The 15,742-nt window shown below is 62.4% G+C and carries 17 protein-coding genes; 7 read left to right on the top strand and 10 right to left on the bottom strand.

All coding sequences use genetic code 11. From position 1 onward, the window contains the following. The 3 genes from Plo01_RS23610 to Plo01_RS23620 all read right to left on the bottom strand — a co-directional run bounded on the left by Plo01_RS23610 (position 1) and on the right by Plo01_RS23620 (position 1,458). Positions 1 to 570, bottom strand: coding sequence for an HD domain-containing protein (locus Plo01_RS23610; protein ID WP_203892854.1), 570 nt, complete (start codon positions 568 to 570; stop codon positions 1 to 3). Positions 571 to 638: 68 nt separating this feature from the next. Next, the gene (locus tag Plo01_RS23615; RefSeq protein ID WP_203892855.1) at positions 639 to 1,109 is read right to left on the bottom strand and encodes a GntR family transcriptional regulator; all 471 of its coding nucleotides are present in this window, start codon (positions 1,107 to 1,109) and stop codon (positions 639 to 641) included. A gap of 4 nt (positions 1,110 to 1,113) precedes the next feature. Further along, positions 1,114 to 1,458: a hypothetical protein gene (locus Plo01_RS23620; protein ID WP_203892856.1), complete on the bottom strand. Its 345-nt coding sequence runs from the start codon at positions 1,456 to 1,458 to the stop codon at positions 1,114 to 1,116. 164 nt (positions 1,459 to 1,622) lie between these two features. Between Plo01_RS23620 and Plo01_RS23625 the strand changes: the two genes are divergently transcribed. After that, the gene (locus Plo01_RS23625) at positions 1,623 to 2,357 is read left to right on the top strand and encodes a helix-turn-helix transcriptional regulator (protein WP_203892857.1); all 735 of its coding nucleotides are present in this window, start codon (positions 1,623 to 1,625) and stop codon (positions 2,355 to 2,357) included. Positions 2,358 to 2,520: 163 nt separating this feature from the next. Here the strand turns inward: Plo01_RS23625 and Plo01_RS23630 are convergent, their stop codons facing one another. Beyond that, positions 2,521 to 3,063 (bottom strand): hypothetical protein, encoded by a 543-nt coding sequence (locus tag Plo01_RS23630; RefSeq protein ID WP_203892858.1) that lies wholly within the window; start codon positions 3,061 to 3,063, stop codon positions 2,521 to 2,523. A gap of 442 nt (positions 3,064 to 3,505) precedes the next feature. Here Plo01_RS23630 and Plo01_RS23635 point away from each other — a divergent pair, with 442 nt between their 5' ends. The 4 genes from Plo01_RS23635 to Plo01_RS41555 all read left to right on the top strand — a co-directional run bounded on the left by Plo01_RS23635 (position 3,506) and on the right by Plo01_RS41555 (position 9,426). After that, positions 3,506 to 5,308 carry an Eco57I restriction-modification methylase domain-containing protein gene (locus tag Plo01_RS23635; protein ID WP_203892859.1) on the top strand — a complete coding sequence of 601 codons (1,803 nt, stop codon included), beginning with the start codon at positions 3,506 to 3,508 and terminating at the stop codon, positions 5,306 to 5,308. 2 nt (positions 5,309 to 5,310) lie between these two features. Beyond that, positions 5,311 to 7,683 (top strand): sensor histidine kinase, encoded by a 2,373-nt coding sequence (locus Plo01_RS23640; RefSeq protein WP_203892860.1) that lies wholly within the window; start codon positions 5,311 to 5,313, stop codon positions 7,681 to 7,683. Continuing rightward, positions 7,676 to 8,809, top strand: a complete 1,134-nt coding sequence (locus Plo01_RS23645; protein ID WP_203892861.1) for a hypothetical protein — start codon at positions 7,676 to 7,678, stop codon at positions 8,807 to 8,809. The genes Plo01_RS23640 and Plo01_RS23645 overlap by 8 nt, the downstream gene beginning before the upstream one ends. A gap of 110 nt (positions 8,810 to 8,919) precedes the next feature. Then, complete coding sequence (locus Plo01_RS41555) at positions 8,920 to 9,426, top strand: hypothetical protein (protein WP_465264447.1); 507 nt, start codon at positions 8,920 to 8,922, stop codon at positions 9,424 to 9,426. Between the two features lie 480 nt (positions 9,427 to 9,906). On the opposite strand, the gene Plo01_RS23655 is transcribed toward Plo01_RS41555, so the two are convergent. Next, positions 9,907 to 10,431, bottom strand: coding sequence for a hypothetical protein (locus tag Plo01_RS23655; protein WP_203892863.1), 525 nt, complete (start codon positions 10,429 to 10,431; stop codon positions 9,907 to 9,909). A gap of 378 nt (positions 10,432 to 10,809) precedes the next feature. On the opposite strand from Plo01_RS23655, the gene Plo01_RS23660 reads away from it, so the two are divergent. After that, entirely contained in the window at positions 10,810 to 11,532 is a 723-nt protein-coding gene (locus Plo01_RS23660; protein ID WP_203892864.1) for a VOC family protein, read from the top strand. A gap of 566 nt (positions 11,533 to 12,098) precedes the next feature. Continuing rightward, the gene (locus Plo01_RS23665; RefSeq protein ID WP_203892865.1) at positions 12,099 to 12,542 is read left to right on the top strand and encodes an NUDIX hydrolase; all 444 of its coding nucleotides are present in this window, start codon (positions 12,099 to 12,101) and stop codon (positions 12,540 to 12,542) included. Here Plo01_RS23665 and Plo01_RS23670 read toward each other — a convergent pair. The 5 genes from Plo01_RS23670 to Plo01_RS23690 form a co-directional block, all read right to left on the bottom strand. Next, entirely contained in the window at positions 12,511 to 12,999 is a 489-nt protein-coding gene (locus Plo01_RS23670; RefSeq protein ID WP_203892866.1) for a hypothetical protein, read from the bottom strand. The two genes, Plo01_RS23665 and Plo01_RS23670, sit on opposite strands and share 32 nt — an antisense overlap. Before the next feature lie 398 nt (positions 13,000 to 13,397). Continuing rightward, on the bottom strand, positions 13,398 to 13,688 hold the full coding sequence (locus Plo01_RS23675; RefSeq protein WP_203892867.1) for a hypothetical protein: 291 nt from the start codon (positions 13,686 to 13,688) through the stop codon (positions 13,398 to 13,400). 294 nt (positions 13,689 to 13,982) lie between these two features. Further along, positions 13,983 to 14,534, bottom strand: a complete 552-nt coding sequence (locus Plo01_RS23680) for a hypothetical protein (RefSeq protein WP_203892868.1) — start codon at positions 14,532 to 14,534, stop codon at positions 13,983 to 13,985. Positions 14,535 to 14,708: 174 nt separating this feature from the next. Continuing rightward, positions 14,709 to 15,107 carry a DUF1304 domain-containing protein gene (locus Plo01_RS23685; protein ID WP_203892869.1) on the bottom strand — a complete coding sequence of 133 codons (399 nt, stop codon included), beginning with the start codon at positions 15,105 to 15,107 and terminating at the stop codon, positions 14,709 to 14,711. Then, positions 15,104 to 15,568 carry a cupin domain-containing protein gene (locus tag Plo01_RS23690; RefSeq protein ID WP_203892870.1) on the bottom strand — a complete coding sequence of 155 codons (465 nt, stop codon included), beginning with the start codon at positions 15,566 to 15,568 and terminating at the stop codon, positions 15,104 to 15,106. Before Plo01_RS23690 ends, Plo01_RS23685 begins: the two co-directional genes overlap by 4 nt. Positions 15,569 to 15,742 lie beyond the last annotated feature (174 nt).

Here is a 15,742-nt window from a genome sequence, read left to right on the forward strand (position 1 = left end):
TTATCGCCCCTCGCCACTCTGCCGAGCTTCGGCGAGGGCTGTCTCTACGGCTCTGACCGCGGCCAGGATGCACGGCGTTGACGCCGTGATCGATTGCGAGACGAGGTGCTCGGGGCCGTAACGGGAGTGGATCTCAGCCAGGCGCTCGGTGACATCGAGAGGGTTGCCGTCCGGACCGGTGGTCATGTCGCAGTAGGTCAGCGCCTCAACCAGCTCCGGGCGCTCCTCATCGAACTCGCTCGTGAGCGCGTCGAAGAGATCGCGGTTGAGCGCCTCATTGACCGCACAGGAGTGGTGCGCCACCAGACGGCATAGGGTGTCCTCCGCCTTGACGACATCGCGCAGGTAGCGTGCCCCGTCGAGCGGATGGAACCCGGTGCTCACCAGGTTGGGGGCGTACCCGATGTCATGCAGGTAGGCGGCGGCAATCAGCGTGTCGGTCTCAGGGCCGAGGATGAGTGCGAGCGTCTCGGCCCGGCCGGCTACCCCCTGGGTGTGTGCCCAACGGCGCGGCAGAGGCTGCTCTAGAAGGTCTCTGGCCAGGTCACGCGCCCACTCAGCTTGTCCCATGCGGTTCACGATAAAGGCCGGACCCTCGGGGCACATCCAGAGTTCGGCCAGGGACGTCCTGAGACGCCTCAGTCGTGCAGGGAGCGGACGAACCGGCCCTTGCCGTGTTCGGTAATGATCAGCCCTTCCCGCTCCAGCTCTGCCAGGGCTTGGCGGACCGTGTTGCGCGAAGCCGCATACTGTCGCCGGAGCACATGCTCACTGGGCAGTGCGGCGCCGGCGACGAGTGTCCCGGTGTGGATCTGTTCGCGGAGCTCACCAGCGATCACCTGATAGCGATACGACGGCCCGCCGGACGAGCCGTCGGTCACCACGCGGCCCTTGCCGGGCAGGGTGACGATCAGCCCTTCATCCTCCAGGATCGCCAGGCCCCGCCGGGCCGTGGTCCGGGCTACCCGGAACTCTGTCACCAAGGCCGCCTCTGATGGCAGGGCGGTTCCCGGCGGGTAGGTGCCCGCGCCGATCCGGGCGCGCAGCCGATCGGCGAGCTGATCATAGACTCGCCCGCCGGTCAGCCACCGGCTCTCGTGTTCGGGCATCGGCTCAGGTGCGGTAGGCGTCGATGATTTTCGTGAGGTCGAGGCCGAGCTCTCCCTGCTCGCCCTCATGCCACCCGGCCCGGGCCGCTTCGGCGACCCGATCAGCGGCCGGGAGCAGACGCAGGCACGAGACCCGCTCATCAGGCCGATCTCCCCAGTAGAACCACTGAAACGCGATGTGGACATAGACCCGGCGGGTCCGGAAGGTACGGTCGGTGACATCCAGGCAGGGGCGGCCCTTCTGATCGGTGACCAGGACTGCGGTTGTCTCCCGATCGGACAGCTCGCCACGTAGGGCGGTCAGCAGATCGACCTGATAGGCGTGCTGATTCTCTTTCAGTGTGCCCATGACGGAACTCCCATCGGTGCGGAGGAGAGGGGAGCCCGGGCGCTGGGCTCCCCTCTCGCCGAGCTTTCTCTTCGGGACCGAGTCCGGGCACCACGAGTTGCGGACGTCTAGGGACGTCTCGTGTTAGCGTCACAGACACGGACCCTGCGGAAGGGGCGCTCCTCATGAACGAGAACCTCCGGCACGCACTCATCCGAGCACGGTTGCATCCCGTCGACATCGCCGCCCGCCTGGCCGTGGATCCCAAGACCGTCACCCGCTGGATCGGCGGACGCATCCCGCACCCCCGCCACCGCTTGGCGGTTGCCGATCTCCTCGGCCTCGACGAGGGCGAGCTGTGGCCCGCGGGCACCCACAGCCGACGAGGAATCTCCGATGAGATCAAGGCGGTCTATGCGCACCGATGGGCTGTGCCGGTAGATGTCTGGCGGAGTTTCTTCCAGGCCGCAGACAAGGAGATCGGCATTCTCGTCTACAGCGGCTTGTTCCTCGCTGAGGACGCCGGATGCTTGCGCGCCCTCGGCGAGCGAGCACAGGCAGGCGTTCGAGTACGGATCATCCTAGGTGACCCCGACAGCCCGCATGTCGCGACCCGAGGCGTCGAAGAAGGCGTCGGCGGTGACGTCATGACCGCCCGAGTCCGCAACGCACTCACTCTCTTCCAGCCGCTCCAGAACATCGAGGGAATCGAGATCCGGCTACATCGCACGGTGCTCTACAACTCGATCTACCGGGCCGACGACGACCTCTTGGTCAACCTGCACGCCTACGGCACCCGAGCTGCCGATGCCCCGGTCATCTACCTGACCCACACCGAGGCCGACAACACGGCAGCGACGTACCTGGACAGCTTCGAACGCGTCTGGACCAGCGCCAAACCCGCCACTCAGACGCTATGACAGACAGGACGCTCAAGATGTCAGGGCTCAGGACCCATTCGACGGATCCGGCGCAGGGGGCGGATGACACTCCGACTAGATGATCTTCGGTATGTCTAGATGACAGTATCGTGGCCGACATGCTGGGGACAGGGCGCGGTCAGGGACCGGCCGCCCGAGGAAGTCAGCCAGCCCAGAGACGGTAGCCCTGCTTCAGCACGGCGAGGACTGAGGGGCTGCCGGTCGGCCAAATGTCGATGCGGTAGCGGAAGTGGTCACCCAGCTCGGAATCGTTATGCCCGGATGCCGGAGGAGCAGAAGGCAGGTAAGACACGCGCACCCGATAGCGACCGGCTGCGACGGTGACATGCCGTTCCTGGCCGGGATCGTCGGCCGGGCCGTAGACCGCCAGGTCACCGGTGGGCAGCTCGATGTCGGCCTCAACGACGTGATCGGCTTCCTCAAGATCCGCTATGGGGGCGGTGGAGTAGAGCAGCAGCGTCGTGTCCACCAGGTCGCTTCGGGCGGTTCCAACGGCGATCGAGTGCGGCTGCACGCCGATGCGGTGGACGTAGACGGCCTCCTCAGTCCACCCGGCGGGAGCGCTCAGGTCGTCCTCGGCATGCGATCTCATCCACACGCCATGAGCGTCGAGATCCTGCAGATAGAACTGACCGTGATCGGCAAGAACCGTGAAACGGTGGCGATCAGGCGCTGAGGAAGGCATTCGCCAACGCTACTGAAGCTCGCATCGCCCCAACCACCTGGCCTGCCTGTCCCGTCGAGGTCAGCGGCCCAGGAGTCATAAGCACGATCTGTCGCTCAGGTCATGAGACCCGACAAGGACAAGACCAAGATCCAAAGAAACTTATCTGTACGTCTTCGAGGCGGTCGCTGACCGCGCTGCGGCTCTTCGGCCGGTCGCGACCAGCGCCGCCACGCCGTAGCCTGCACGCACCTCGCACACGGCCCGACCTTCAGGAGATCATTCCAAGCAGGGCAGACCAACGCAACGCCCATACGCAAACCCGTCTGCATGACACGGCTGCACAGCACAAGAGATCCCTGTACCTATCAAAGGTCGTGCGAGTATCGTTTCGGTAGGCCCGTGACGCTTCGTGCCAGGGAGCTGTGAGGTGCGAGCACTTGTGAGCGGGCAAACTAGACCCGTGACTGACACTCGACAGCCGCTCGCCTCAACGGTCCACGATGTCATGACTTGGTGCCGTCAGATCATGACAGAGCCGCTACCCGAAACAGCTGTCCCCGGCGCATCGCTCGCCCAGAGGCAGATGTTGGCTGCACTTGGAGGGCTTGCCGGCGCCCTCGTCGAGGAAGGCGTTGATGTCTCAAAACACTGGGACAATTGGCCAACAGAGGTCACCGTCTGGGCGAAGCAGGCTCCGAGACCACCCGCCCACTTGGTGAGCCAGGTAAAAAGCCATTTGGCGAAGCCCAGTCAAACCGACCTTCTTGCAAAGCTATACGAGCGTATCGTCACCGGGGTCAACCGTCGACCACTCGGGACATTCTTCACGCCTCCAGCAATTCTTGACTATATGATCTCATGCGTAAACCGAAATATTTCAAGGCCGCCAGCATCGATAATCGATCCAGGCGCAGGTGTCGGCGCGTTTACCGAAAGAGCGTTGACTGAATGGCCTGATGCAACCGTCCACGCAGTTGACGTCAACGTCGTCACACTTGGAATGCTAGCATCCAGATGTGCAGTCCTTTCCCATAAACGTCAACCTCAATTCCACCACTCCGACTTCCTGACATGGCTAACGGAAAGAGAATCCAGAGATGAGCAGCCAAGACTAATCATCGGCAACCCCCCATACACGCGCCACCAACTTATGACGGCAGCGGTAAAACGTAATGCGCAGCTGGCATGCGGCCACCTTGCACCCGACGGACGTGCCGGGCTGTCAACATATTTCCTCGCAGCCAGCCTTAACGCACTGACAAAGAACGATTCAGTTTGCCTCCTGCTTCCAGCTAACTGGCTAGAAACACACTACGCCTCCGGAGTTCGTCGTCATATCTGGAACTTGAAGCGTCGCCACACAGAGATACACCGATTTTCGGACGCCAAGCCGATCTTCCCCCAAGCGCAGGTATCGGCCATGGTGATATTCATTGGGCCGGAAGTGCCTAAGGATGTCTCGTTGAAATATTTCGAGGTTTACGAAAAGGCGGACGGGACGTTCGAAAGCAGCCGGAGCCTAACGATCGACCGGACCGAAAAATGTCCGTCAACATTCAGCATCGAATGCATGGAGCCAGTCAAGGCGCAACACAGGCGGAAGTCGGAGGAAAGTATCTCACTAGGGCAGTTGGCGGTGGTGCGTCGCGGAGTCGCAACCGGAGATAATTCGTTCTTTCTTCGCACAGATACTCAAGTAACACAACTGCCAGCCAGTTCCTACGTACCAGCCATCCCGAACCTTCGGTCCATTGACGGCGTGGATCTGAACCAAGCAGCGCACGAAGCGCTCGGCGTCCTAGGAGTTCGCCGGTGGCTACTCAGGCTCGATCAGACGGATATTGACCACCCACTAATTTCCCGCCTGCTTCAAGAAGCAGCTCAGCTCGGGACACCTGATCGCTACCTTTGCCAGGCGCGCACTCCATGGTATGCCATCGAGCGCCCCACAATTCCGGACATCCTCATTTCGCCAATGTCGAAGGGGCGATTTCGGGTGGCTAGAAATTCCGTCCAGGCAACACCAACGAACTCTCTATATGGAATTACTCTAAGGGGACGCGATAACCTAGATGAGATCACTAGCGAGCTGGTCAACTGGCTCGTCAGTGAGGCAGGGCAGGCCAGCCTTAGAGCAGGCGCCCGCAAGCAAAGCGATGGCCTTTTCAAACTTGAACCACACGCCCTTGCAACTATAAAGATCCCTCAACGCATAGCGCGCCTAATTGCTCACACAAAACCACAGGGCATACTGGAGCACTGAAAATGACTCGCTTCGAGTTCACTGTCGATACACACCTCTTTCGCGAGCTTGGCGAATTGCTCGTAGGTCGTGATAGCACAGCCTTGATCGAGCTCATAAAGAACGCCTATGACGCAGACGCCTCGGTCGTGCGCGTACGAGGAGTAAATCTAGGTCGCAATGGAACGATCGAGATCACCGATGACGGCGTCGGGATGACCGGGCAGGTCTTTCGAACAGCATTTCTCAGAATCGCGGGCCGATACAAAGAGGGCGGGGAACGAATTAGCCCTGTATTTGGTCGACGCTACACGGGGGCCAAGGGCGTTGGTCGGCTCAGTGCACATAAACTCGCCCGCACACTCGAGATCTACTCCATCCCGAGAGCCGGCGTCTTCACATCCGACCCCGAAGAGGGCAACTCCGGAGTTCACGCTGTAATCGACTGGGATGCCCTGGAAAATGAGAATGAAACACTGGACCGAATCTCCAGTGGACTAACTGTAGAGCTTGCTGATTCAATGGCCCAGAAGAGTGGTACACGACTCATACTTAGAGGACTCAAGTCTTCCTGGACCCCTACACAGCTCCGCAGATTCACCGATGAGCTACACGCTGCCCGCCCCGCGACTGAGCTGATTACCCCCCCTGGAGCCGAAATGGTTCGGCAGGAAAGTCTTCTGGGGCCGGCTCAGTACTGGACCACTGGTAATGATGATCCTGGGTTTACGATTCTCATGGAAGGAGACCTCCAAACAGGAGAGGATTTCTTCGGAACCCTAGTTCAGCGCTCTCACTGGCTTCTTGAGATTGACGCACTGGGACCTGTCGTCCGGTTTGGCATCCAGCCGACAGTCAATACTTTCGATCGAGATGAAGAAGCACGCTCATACTTCTTCGAAAAGCCGCACCCGAACCCGTCCGAAGGTCCGTTCTTCTCAGCGCGCATATATGCGCGCGAAAGTAGATTAGCGACTGATCGCGCATCCGATCTCGCCCGCTTCAATCAGCGCCGTGGAGGAATCCGGGTCTATTTGGAAGGCTTTCGAGTCCTTCCGTATGGTGGCGCCAAGGATGACTGGCTAGGGCTGGACAGGGACTATGCCCGACGTCCAAGAAGTTTTGATATTGACCTTGACAGTTCGGCTCTCACTGAACTCCCCCCCCAGGAGAAGGAAGGGTTCCTCAGCCAGGGCAACGATCAGTACTTCGGAGCGGTATTCCTAACCGCACGCGGAGCCGCAACGCTGCGCCCGGTTGTGAATAGGGAGGGCTTTGTAGAAGACGAATCATTCGAGCTCCTGCGGAATCTCGTCCGAGCCGGCGTCGATCTCGTAACGCGAGCACGAGCGGCCAGGCTCCGCAACAAGCAGGAAGAGGAGCGCGCAGCGGAAGAGGAAGAACTACGCACCTCAGTCTACGACGATCGATCGAGGGAGACGCCTACCGAGCCCAAAGGCAGCCCCCCCTCTGCCTCTCCCCCCACCCCACCACCGAGCTCAGATATTCAACGGACGATCCGAAATCCGATCATCACAGCACGACAAGAACTGGTTATTCTGGGCGGTGCAGAGGACCTCTCCGCGGACCTTCTTCCTCAGGTAGAACGAGCGAAGTCCGCCCTTGACCTAGCAGAATCACGAGCTCGGGCCTGGGAAGATGAAAGGGTGATGTTGCGCGTCCTCGCTGGCGTAGGGCTACAACTTGCCGCGTTTGTACATGAAATCAATGGTTTGCAGGGACAGGCAAATTCTATTCGCGATCTAGCTGGCTACGCCATTGGGACCCAAGACCCGAAGGAAACGACAAAGCTCCTTCGCACCTTGTCGGAGGCTGTCGACACACTCGCTCAGTCACTAGCGAGGCAGAGTAGCTATCTAACCGACATCGTAGGTCCGGATGCCCGTCGTCGGAGGCGAAGAATTCGCCTTACGGAGCTCGCTGATACTTCGATTGACTTCCTGACTCAAAGCATGGCAGATCGAGGAATCCGCCTAGAAGTAGATATGCAGAGTGGGGTTAAGACTCTCCCTATATTTCCAGCCGAAGCCACCATAATTACTACAAACCTACTGACAAACGCCATTAAAGCTGCTGGACCAGGCGGCCGTATTCGACTGCGTGGCTACGAGGCCGCTGACGGCAGAGTAGTAATCACTGTTGAGAACACCGGAGTGGCTGTAGACCTCTCCGACTCGGAGAGATGGTTCAAGCCCTTTGAGTCGACCACCACTGAGATGGACATAGTTCTTGGGCAAGGACTTGGGCTGGGACTTCCAATCACGCGTCGCATGGTGGAAGAATACGGCGGTATGGCCACTTTCGTGGCGCCCTCGAACGGATTTTCTACTGCCGTAGAGGTGTCCCTCCCCGCCCAAGGAGTTCGCCGTGACTAGCGGAGACATCCCTTTCGTCCTAATAGTTGACGATCGTCCTGAAGGTGAACGGAGCAAGGCCGCCGTAATCAGCGCGAGTGGCGTCCTAGCAACGGTGCGCGCCCCAGCTGACGTTACCGTCGAAGACATCAAACGAGCAGCACTTATAGCAGTGGATGAGTATCTCCTCTGGCCTCCCGACATGATGGCGCGTGAACCCGCTTTTCTTCCTGTTGACGGTCTGGCCCTGATCCGTGTGCTTCAGCGGCGAGCTTGGATGTCCAACGTCTCCCCTGTATTTGTGCTGCGGAGCGCCGACCTCGACACGCTGGGAGAGAGTCTTCCTGCCGCGATCCGCGAGCCGGCTCTCGCCATGCAGCATGATCTGGATTGGGCATTCAGGAAGCAAGACAAGGGTGAGGGCAGGAGAATCGTCGCACTCGCAGCTGCTCGATATGATCTCCAGAGTTCTTTCGAATCTGGCGCACCTTGGGACGGAGGGTCCCGATGGCTGGGGATCACGCCGAGTTCATGGTCTGAAGCAGCGATGAATCAGGTTCAGGCGTGCCGACCTCCGGAGCATGCAGTAGCTGCCTATACCGGAGGTGCTGCGTGGCTCAGATGGTTCGCCCAACGTATCCTTCCCTTCCCCGGAATTCTCCTGTCCGATCTGCACACCGCGCTTCGCCTTCGTCTCCGGATTAAGGATTTCCACGCCATCGTGAAGAGCGGCTCCCCTCTCGCCTCCCAGCTCGAGACATTGCGCTACAAAGGTCACCTCCACGATTTCCTTGGCGATCGTTGGTGGCGCGCCGGTGTTGACACCTTCATCGACTCGTTGCTTGCGGATGCAGAATGGGATGTTCCTGAGCACGTGGCTCTAGCAAGCAAGCTAAGCGCAATCCATGGTCTCCCAATTGAGGCGGTCTCCGATCCACACCCTGTCATTACCATTGATGTTCAATACAAGGAGTCGACTGAGGTAATCGACGCGAGCAAGGCGGTTCGACTGAGTCCTGACCTATGGCCAGTATTCGCTGATGAGCCATGGGCAGACATGGACGACGCTCTGCAAGAGGCTGACCTAGAGGCCCTGGTGGCCCGCGCGGAACGCCACCGCCTCGACGAGGCTCGGGAGCAGAGTTGATCGACGCTACTTCTGATCCAAATCCGTCGGCTAAGGACCGGTCCAAGCTAGCCGTAGTTACTGATACGGGCCCGCTGCTGTGCTTTGGTCACATACCAACCGGGGTCCGAATGTTCCGGGATCGTTATTATGAGCGAATCTGCTGGCCGCAAGCAGTGGCTCGAGAATTAGAGCGTCACTGTCGCAGATTCGGGGCCGTGGGTGATGCCGCTAAGCAATGGACTCCTCGCGTCATACGATTCCTTGGGGACCCTGTTGTTATCGAGAAGCATCAAGATATCGCTGATATGCATAGCAGGGTTCAGAATATGATGCCAGAGGACCGCAGAGATGGCCGGGAAGGCATGGACCAAGGCGAGGCCGAAGTTCTCGTGATAGCACGGAATGAAAAGCGCGCAATGCTGTGCAATGAGCAGTGGGCACGTAGGGTCGCAGATCAACTCTCCATCGCTAACTTCTGTGCCGCAGATATCATCGCCGCAGAAGTTCAGGGCGGGAAGCTGACAGCGGCGCAGGGATTTGCCCATCTTCGAGCCATGTCGACATCCGGCATCGATCATGGTGGACGTGTTCGCGGACCCCTTGATCTGACTCAGTGGCCCACACCTGCGCCGTAGGATTTTGCCGGCAAGCGACTCGGATAAGGCGTTGCTCCGCGTCCTTATGCTTGGATTCTCGCTCGCGCCAGAGGCGACTGTGAATGCGGCGAATCGAGTGGGCGCCACCAGGCTCATGTGCGTGACGGCCAGCGATGCTGGTCCCCTTCCGCCGGAATGTCGCGGTCATCGTGAGCAACGCTGATGTGCGCTATACACGAGATGATCAATACGGCAACACGGCAGCATCCCTGCGTTTCGGCTGGTCAGTGCATGCGATACAGCCATTCTGCTCGCGCTCTCCTAAAGCGGGTGTCGCATGTTCGAATCATGCCGGGGGCACTCTCTCCACCAGCCGCCAAGCCTCCGACCAGGGGCTCAGCGCGGCCTCTTCTGACGATCACATGCAGCCGGATGCCGTCGCATGCAGCCGTAGGTCAATGATCGCGGGACATAATGGGGGCGATCTTGAAGGTGTTTCCCCAGGTCGAGACTGACGACTCAGCCATTCACGAGACGAGCCGCCACTCTGGAATGACGTGCCCCCACAATGAGCGCCACAGCCGCGAGAACGTATGCGACCGAGGCCAGCATGGCGACTATGGGTTCTCCTCCACTGGAGGAGAAGTCCGGCTGAACGCCAGCGCTGACATCGTCCGTGATGACGTCGCGGGGAAGCTCACCGAGGAAAAGCGCCAGGTTGATGGCCGCCATGACACCGAGGACGACTGCCACGGCCATCCCCACCGACCACCACCGACGGCAACAGACGGCCGCAAGCAGGACGAGCAACGGCAGGCCACCCACGACGAGACCATCCAGGACGAAGAACGAGCGTGCGGCAGCCCCGATGAAGAGCGCGGCGAAGGAGACCAGCGGCATGTAGTCGACACCGCCGCTCTCAGTCGAAGCCCTGAGCACCCACGGCACCAACACGGCGAACACGGCGAACACGGCGAACACGGCCAGGATCAGCCACGGCCACGCGCGACGAACACTCATCCCTTGCTTCGGCTGCTCAGACACCCGCAAAGTATGCCAGCGCCTTGATATGCCGAAGGCCCCGGAACAGGTCCAGGGGGGTGTGTCTGGATAACGGCTCTGTCCCGTAATCTGCGACAGGGCCAGAACAACGGCGTAACTCCTGATCAAGGAGAACGCACCTGATGAGTACTGTGATCCAGGCATCGACAGAGATCGACCTGGAGGATGCCGCGGTGGCGCGCAAGAAGCCGGTGAACCGCATGCCGGAGAGGCCGACGTGGCTCCCAGGCTGTGATGACGCAGCCGTCGGGCACGTCCGTGATGCCGACGATCGGGGAGAGCGCCGATGGGCTACTTCCCGTAAGGAGGTGCCGGTGTCGTGGTCGGGTTTTGTCGGAGGGCCGGGGCAGGATGACCGGCATGACCGTGACAGGACGCTTGGAGCTCGTCGCTCTCGACGCGACGGACATCGTGGGGCTCGCCTCGTTCTATGCCGAGTTGACCGGCTGGCAGCCCGTCCGGAACGTGGACGGCTGGATCACGCTGCGCGCCAGTGATGGGCAGGAGGTCGCCTTCCAGGAGGTCGCCGAGCACATTCCACCGCAGTGGCCGGGGCAGGAACACCCTCAGCAGGTCCACCTCGATCTGATGGTCGACGGGCACGAGGAGGCGGCACAGCGTGCGACGGCGCTCGGTGCCACCCGGCTCGCAGACGGCGCCACCTGGATCACGCTGGCCGACCCGGCGGGCCATCCATTCGACCTGTGCCAGCGGGACGGGGTCGGCCCGCAGGCGCAGCTGTTCGCAGTGACCATTGACGCTCCCGACGCGTCAGCGCTGTCCCGCTTCTACGCCACCCTGCTTGGGATGGAGGTGACCTACGACGGCCCCGAGGGCGCGCTCGTCACCGGTAACGGCAAGCGTCTGATGTTCCAGCAGGTCAGCGACTATACGCCGCCGCAGTGGCCGGACCCGGCGCACCCGCAGCAAGGGCATCTCGACGTCATCGTCGACGATCCCGATCATCTGAAGGCGGTCGGGGCCCGGGCAGAGGAACTGGGCGCCACCCGATTCGCCGACGGCGCCACCTGGATCACGCTGGCCGACCCGGCGGGCCATCCATTCGACCTGTCGATTCCCTGACCCGGGATCCGCACCCGCACGCGGATCTGCTCGCCCTCGTCCTCGCCTCCTGCACGACCAGCGGTGATAGTCCCGAAAACACCGTACGAGCAAGCGCGTCGACATCATGCATGACTCAGCGTGACTCCATAGCGCGTATCGTCACCACCGAATCCGCGACAGAGCCGTTGTTCTTACACTCCCGTCCAGGGCCTTTCATACGGATCAGAGATCAATCATCGAGCGCATCGGAGATCTGCCGGTTGGCGCACTCCTGCTGTCCTTCGATGCACTTGGCGTAGACCTTCAGCAGCACGTCGACGCTGTGGCCGGCCCTCTCGGCGACCTCGGTTGCCGGAACCCCCGGGTTCAGCCACAGCGTGACGCAGGTCGTACGGCCGGGCCGCGAGCGGTGAGGCGACCTGTTCGGCGGTGAAGGCCAGCCGTCGGGCTTTCTGCCAGACGCCCGAGTAGGCCGAGGAGGAGAACGGCCTCCCCTTGGAGGTCCGGAGACGACCGTCAGGAGAGCGCGAGCCTGCCCCTTCTAATACGAAACGGGGCGCAACTACACCAGCAGAGTCCAGACCATGGCTCAGCGGATCGACTTCTACGACGACTCCACCGCACCCAGGCCCAACAGCTTGGTCCTCTCGGTGAACGTCGTGGTCACCAACGAGGCAGACGAGATCTTGATGATCCGCCGCTCCGACAACGACAACTGGGCCCTTCCCGGCGGTGCGATCGACTTGGGCGAGTCTCTGCCGGAAGCGGGGATCCACGAGACGTTGGAGGAGACCGGAATTCGGTGCAAGATCATCGGCCTGGTGGGCACGTACACCGACCCGAGACACATCATCCTCTACACGTCCAACGGGGAGGCCCGTCAGGTGAACCGCGCCGGGATCGGTGGAGCGACTCCGCAGAAGGCGGGGAACATCAACCCGGATGACCGTCTCTACCGCTGGAACCCATGCACCGATGTTCAGCCGGGAGTCATGGCTACATGCGGCGCAGATCAGTGCTGTCGATGATGAAGAACGTGTCATGTCCGCGGCAACCTGCGGGCGGTGTGAACTCGGCGTGGGCCGGATGGTCCGGCTGGATCCACGATCCTCCCCCGCTCACGGTGTCTCCGTCGAGAATCTGCTCCCCTGTGGGGATGGTGACGCCCCTTCTGCCGTCCGAAGCTCGCAGCGGTACGGTGCCCTCGGGCCACACGGGGATGGCGGTGCTCGTCGGCCAGGAGGTGGCGGGAATAACGATCAGGCAGGACTGGTCCTCGACCCATTGCAGGCGCGCGTTCAGCGGCATCATCTTGCTGCCGCGCGGGTTGGTGTGTACAAGGATGACCGGGTCGGTGCCGATCGCCGTGTGGGAAGGCGCGGGCGGTGTTGCGGTGTCGCCGACGGATCGACCTTCGGCGTCGGCCGTGCAGGCGGCCAGTGCCGTGACGCCGGCCAGTACGGCGGCCAGGGCCGCAGCTCTCATCATGGGCTCCTTCGGCAGGGACGCCGGGCCGTAGCCGGTCTGTTAGACGGGTACAGCTCAGCAGCGGAGCTATCGGGTCCACACGTAATAACGTCCACACGCAACAACGAGAGCCCCGTTGTGGTAGTGGTTCACCGGCGTGAAGGCGCACCGGGGGCGCCGTTGCCATCGTAGAGAAATTCAGCCAAGGCGCCGTATGTTTCCCCGCCGTCCCGGTGGAGCTCCTGGGAGGATGACGGCCCCTGGAGATCCTCTCCTCCTGCCTCTACCGGTACGGCGCGGTCGCCTGCTCCTGCGCCTATGCGGGCCTGCGGCCGGCTGACGCCCGCACGGTCATCGGCCCGCCCGACGTGTGGCCGCGCCTGCCGGAACGCGACTACCGGCGCTGATCGCACCTCTCAGAGGAGCAGCCAGCGATCGCCCACTTCCTTGAGCATGTCCTCCATGGAGGAGTAACCCGGTTCGAGTCGCAGCCACCACTCGGCGAAGGGCCGGCCGTACCGCGTGAAGGCCGCCTCGTGGATCGGGGCGGCATCGCGGGGCGGAGTCAGCCCGAAGTGCTCGTCCAGCCAGGCGAGATACTCGCCGTGGCCGTCGGTGTGATCCTCTTCGTCGAGGTCGGCCCCGTTGAGGTGGGCGCCGTCGAGGGCGAGCAGGCGGAACAGGTCACGCAGGTCCGACGCCTCCATGAAGATCTCCCCCTCGTCCCCGCAGAAGACGACCGGCAGCGTGGCCAGGTCTTCCCGGTCGTCGCACCGCCACAGGACGTAGAAGGAGCCGGAGTCGGAGGCCCGGGCGAAGGGGATCAGCCGCTCCTTGAACTCCGGACTCCGGTACTGAGAAGCCGCTTGCAGGTCACTGAGGCGACGCGCGAACCACCGCTGGAGCGATGCGCCGAGACAGTGCCGTCATGCGGCCGGCGCTTTGCGGACGCCTGACTGACGGCGCTCCGGGACAGTGACGGCTACGGCTTTCACGACCGGTCAGCGATAGTCCACGACCGTGACATGCTCCCCGTACCGTTCGATCAGGGCCAGCATCCGATCCACGTCCAGCCGCCACCCATTGATCGGGCGGCTGGACTCGACCAGATTCCGCGGTATCCCACCAGAGGTCAGCATCGCGCGGGTCATCGCGTCCGGGCCACCGGGCAGGGCAGGGGCGCCTGCCCTGCGGTCCAGACCGATATAACCGATCTGGGCGTACTTGGATCCCCACGCCCACAGCACGACGGCCTCGATCTCCCCCCAGGGGACGAGGACTGCGCCAGAGGATGGTCGCAAGAACTCCGAACCGAGGGTGATGCCCTCCCAGTCCACACGCAAGGGCAGTTTGCGGGACATCATCCTGGCCGGGAGTACGACGCAGCCGAAACCGGAGAAACCACCGCATAGCAGGCGCAACCAGAGCGGGAAATCCTCCGACGACGCCAGAATGGCGACCAACACGAAGGCCAAGCAGCCGAGAAAGGCCAGGAAGTCCTTCCAGCTGAACCCGTACCGAGCCTCATAGACATCCGGATCATGCTCCATCACGATCGCTCCGTTCACGGATGGGGCGGAAGAAGACGATCTCGGCGGCTGATCACCATTACAGGCCACCGAGCCGCCCGTAGCAAGCCCCTCTCCCCCGGTCGACGGCCCATCAGCCGACTGATCGGCTGGGAAAACGCCGCGGACCGGCCAGGGAGGGAACCCCGCGGGCGGGGCTCAGAACGCGGCGGCGATGAGGGCGATCAGGGCGGGGACGCTCGCGGCGAGGGTGCCGGGCACGCTGGCGCCGCGTTCCGGGTAGTGGCCCAGCAGGTCGGAGACCCCCATCAGCCAAGCGGACAGGACCATGTTGACGCAGCAGAAGATCACCAGGGTCGTGCCGGCCGCTTCCCGGCCGGTGTTGAGCAGGACCACGCCGGTGATCACGCCGAGACCGAGGAAGAGATTGCGGAAGCCGACGTTGAAGGCCCACATCATGACGGCCGGCACGTCGGCCGCGGGGGTGCTCAGGAACCGCTGCGCGAACGGGCGGCCCAGAAGGAAGCTCTCCAGCGGGAAGACCCCGATGTAGATGAGGGCCTCGATCAGCGCGAATGTCTGGGCCGCGGCGTTCATGGCGTCGCCGCCGGGGTCATGAAGGTGACGCCGTGGCGCTCGGTGACCTCGAGCACCAGGGGGATCACCTCGTCGAGAGGCCGCCCGGCGGGCACCGTCTCATGGAGGTCGGCGAAGAAGCGCCCCATGGCCCCCTCGACGGTGAACACGAGGAACTTCACCGACGGCGTCAGGGCGGCGAAGGTGTGCGCCGCGTGGGGCGGCACGGTGAGCGAGGAGCCGGGCATGAGCTCGTACGCGGTCTCGTCGACGTGGGCGGTCATCCGCCCGTGGAGCAGGTAATAGGCCTCGGGCCAGGCGTGGCGGTGCAGGGGTACGGCGTGGCCGCGCGGGGCGTCGATCTCGAACAGCTCGTAGAGCCCGTCGGTCTCACCGGCTCCGATCTTGACCGTGTGGACCGCGTCCAGGGCGCTGAGCTCCACTCCCCGGCCGGGACCGCTGTAGTGGGCACGGATCGTCATCGCTGAATCCCCCGATCGTTCCGGCTGTCACCTCGACCCGAGGGACCTGTCACCTCGACCCCGGGAGTCTGTGATCTCGACCCCGGGGATCTGTGATCCCGGCCGCAGGGGCCTGTCATCTCGACCCTAGGGACGCGAACGGGACCGGCCCATCCCGTGGACGGGGGCTGCCGG

Origin of the sequence: Planobispora longispora, from assembly GCF_016863135.1 — a bacterium.
Lineage (GTDB): Bacteria > Actinomycetota > Actinomycetes > Streptosporangiales > Streptosporangiaceae > Planobispora > Planobispora longispora.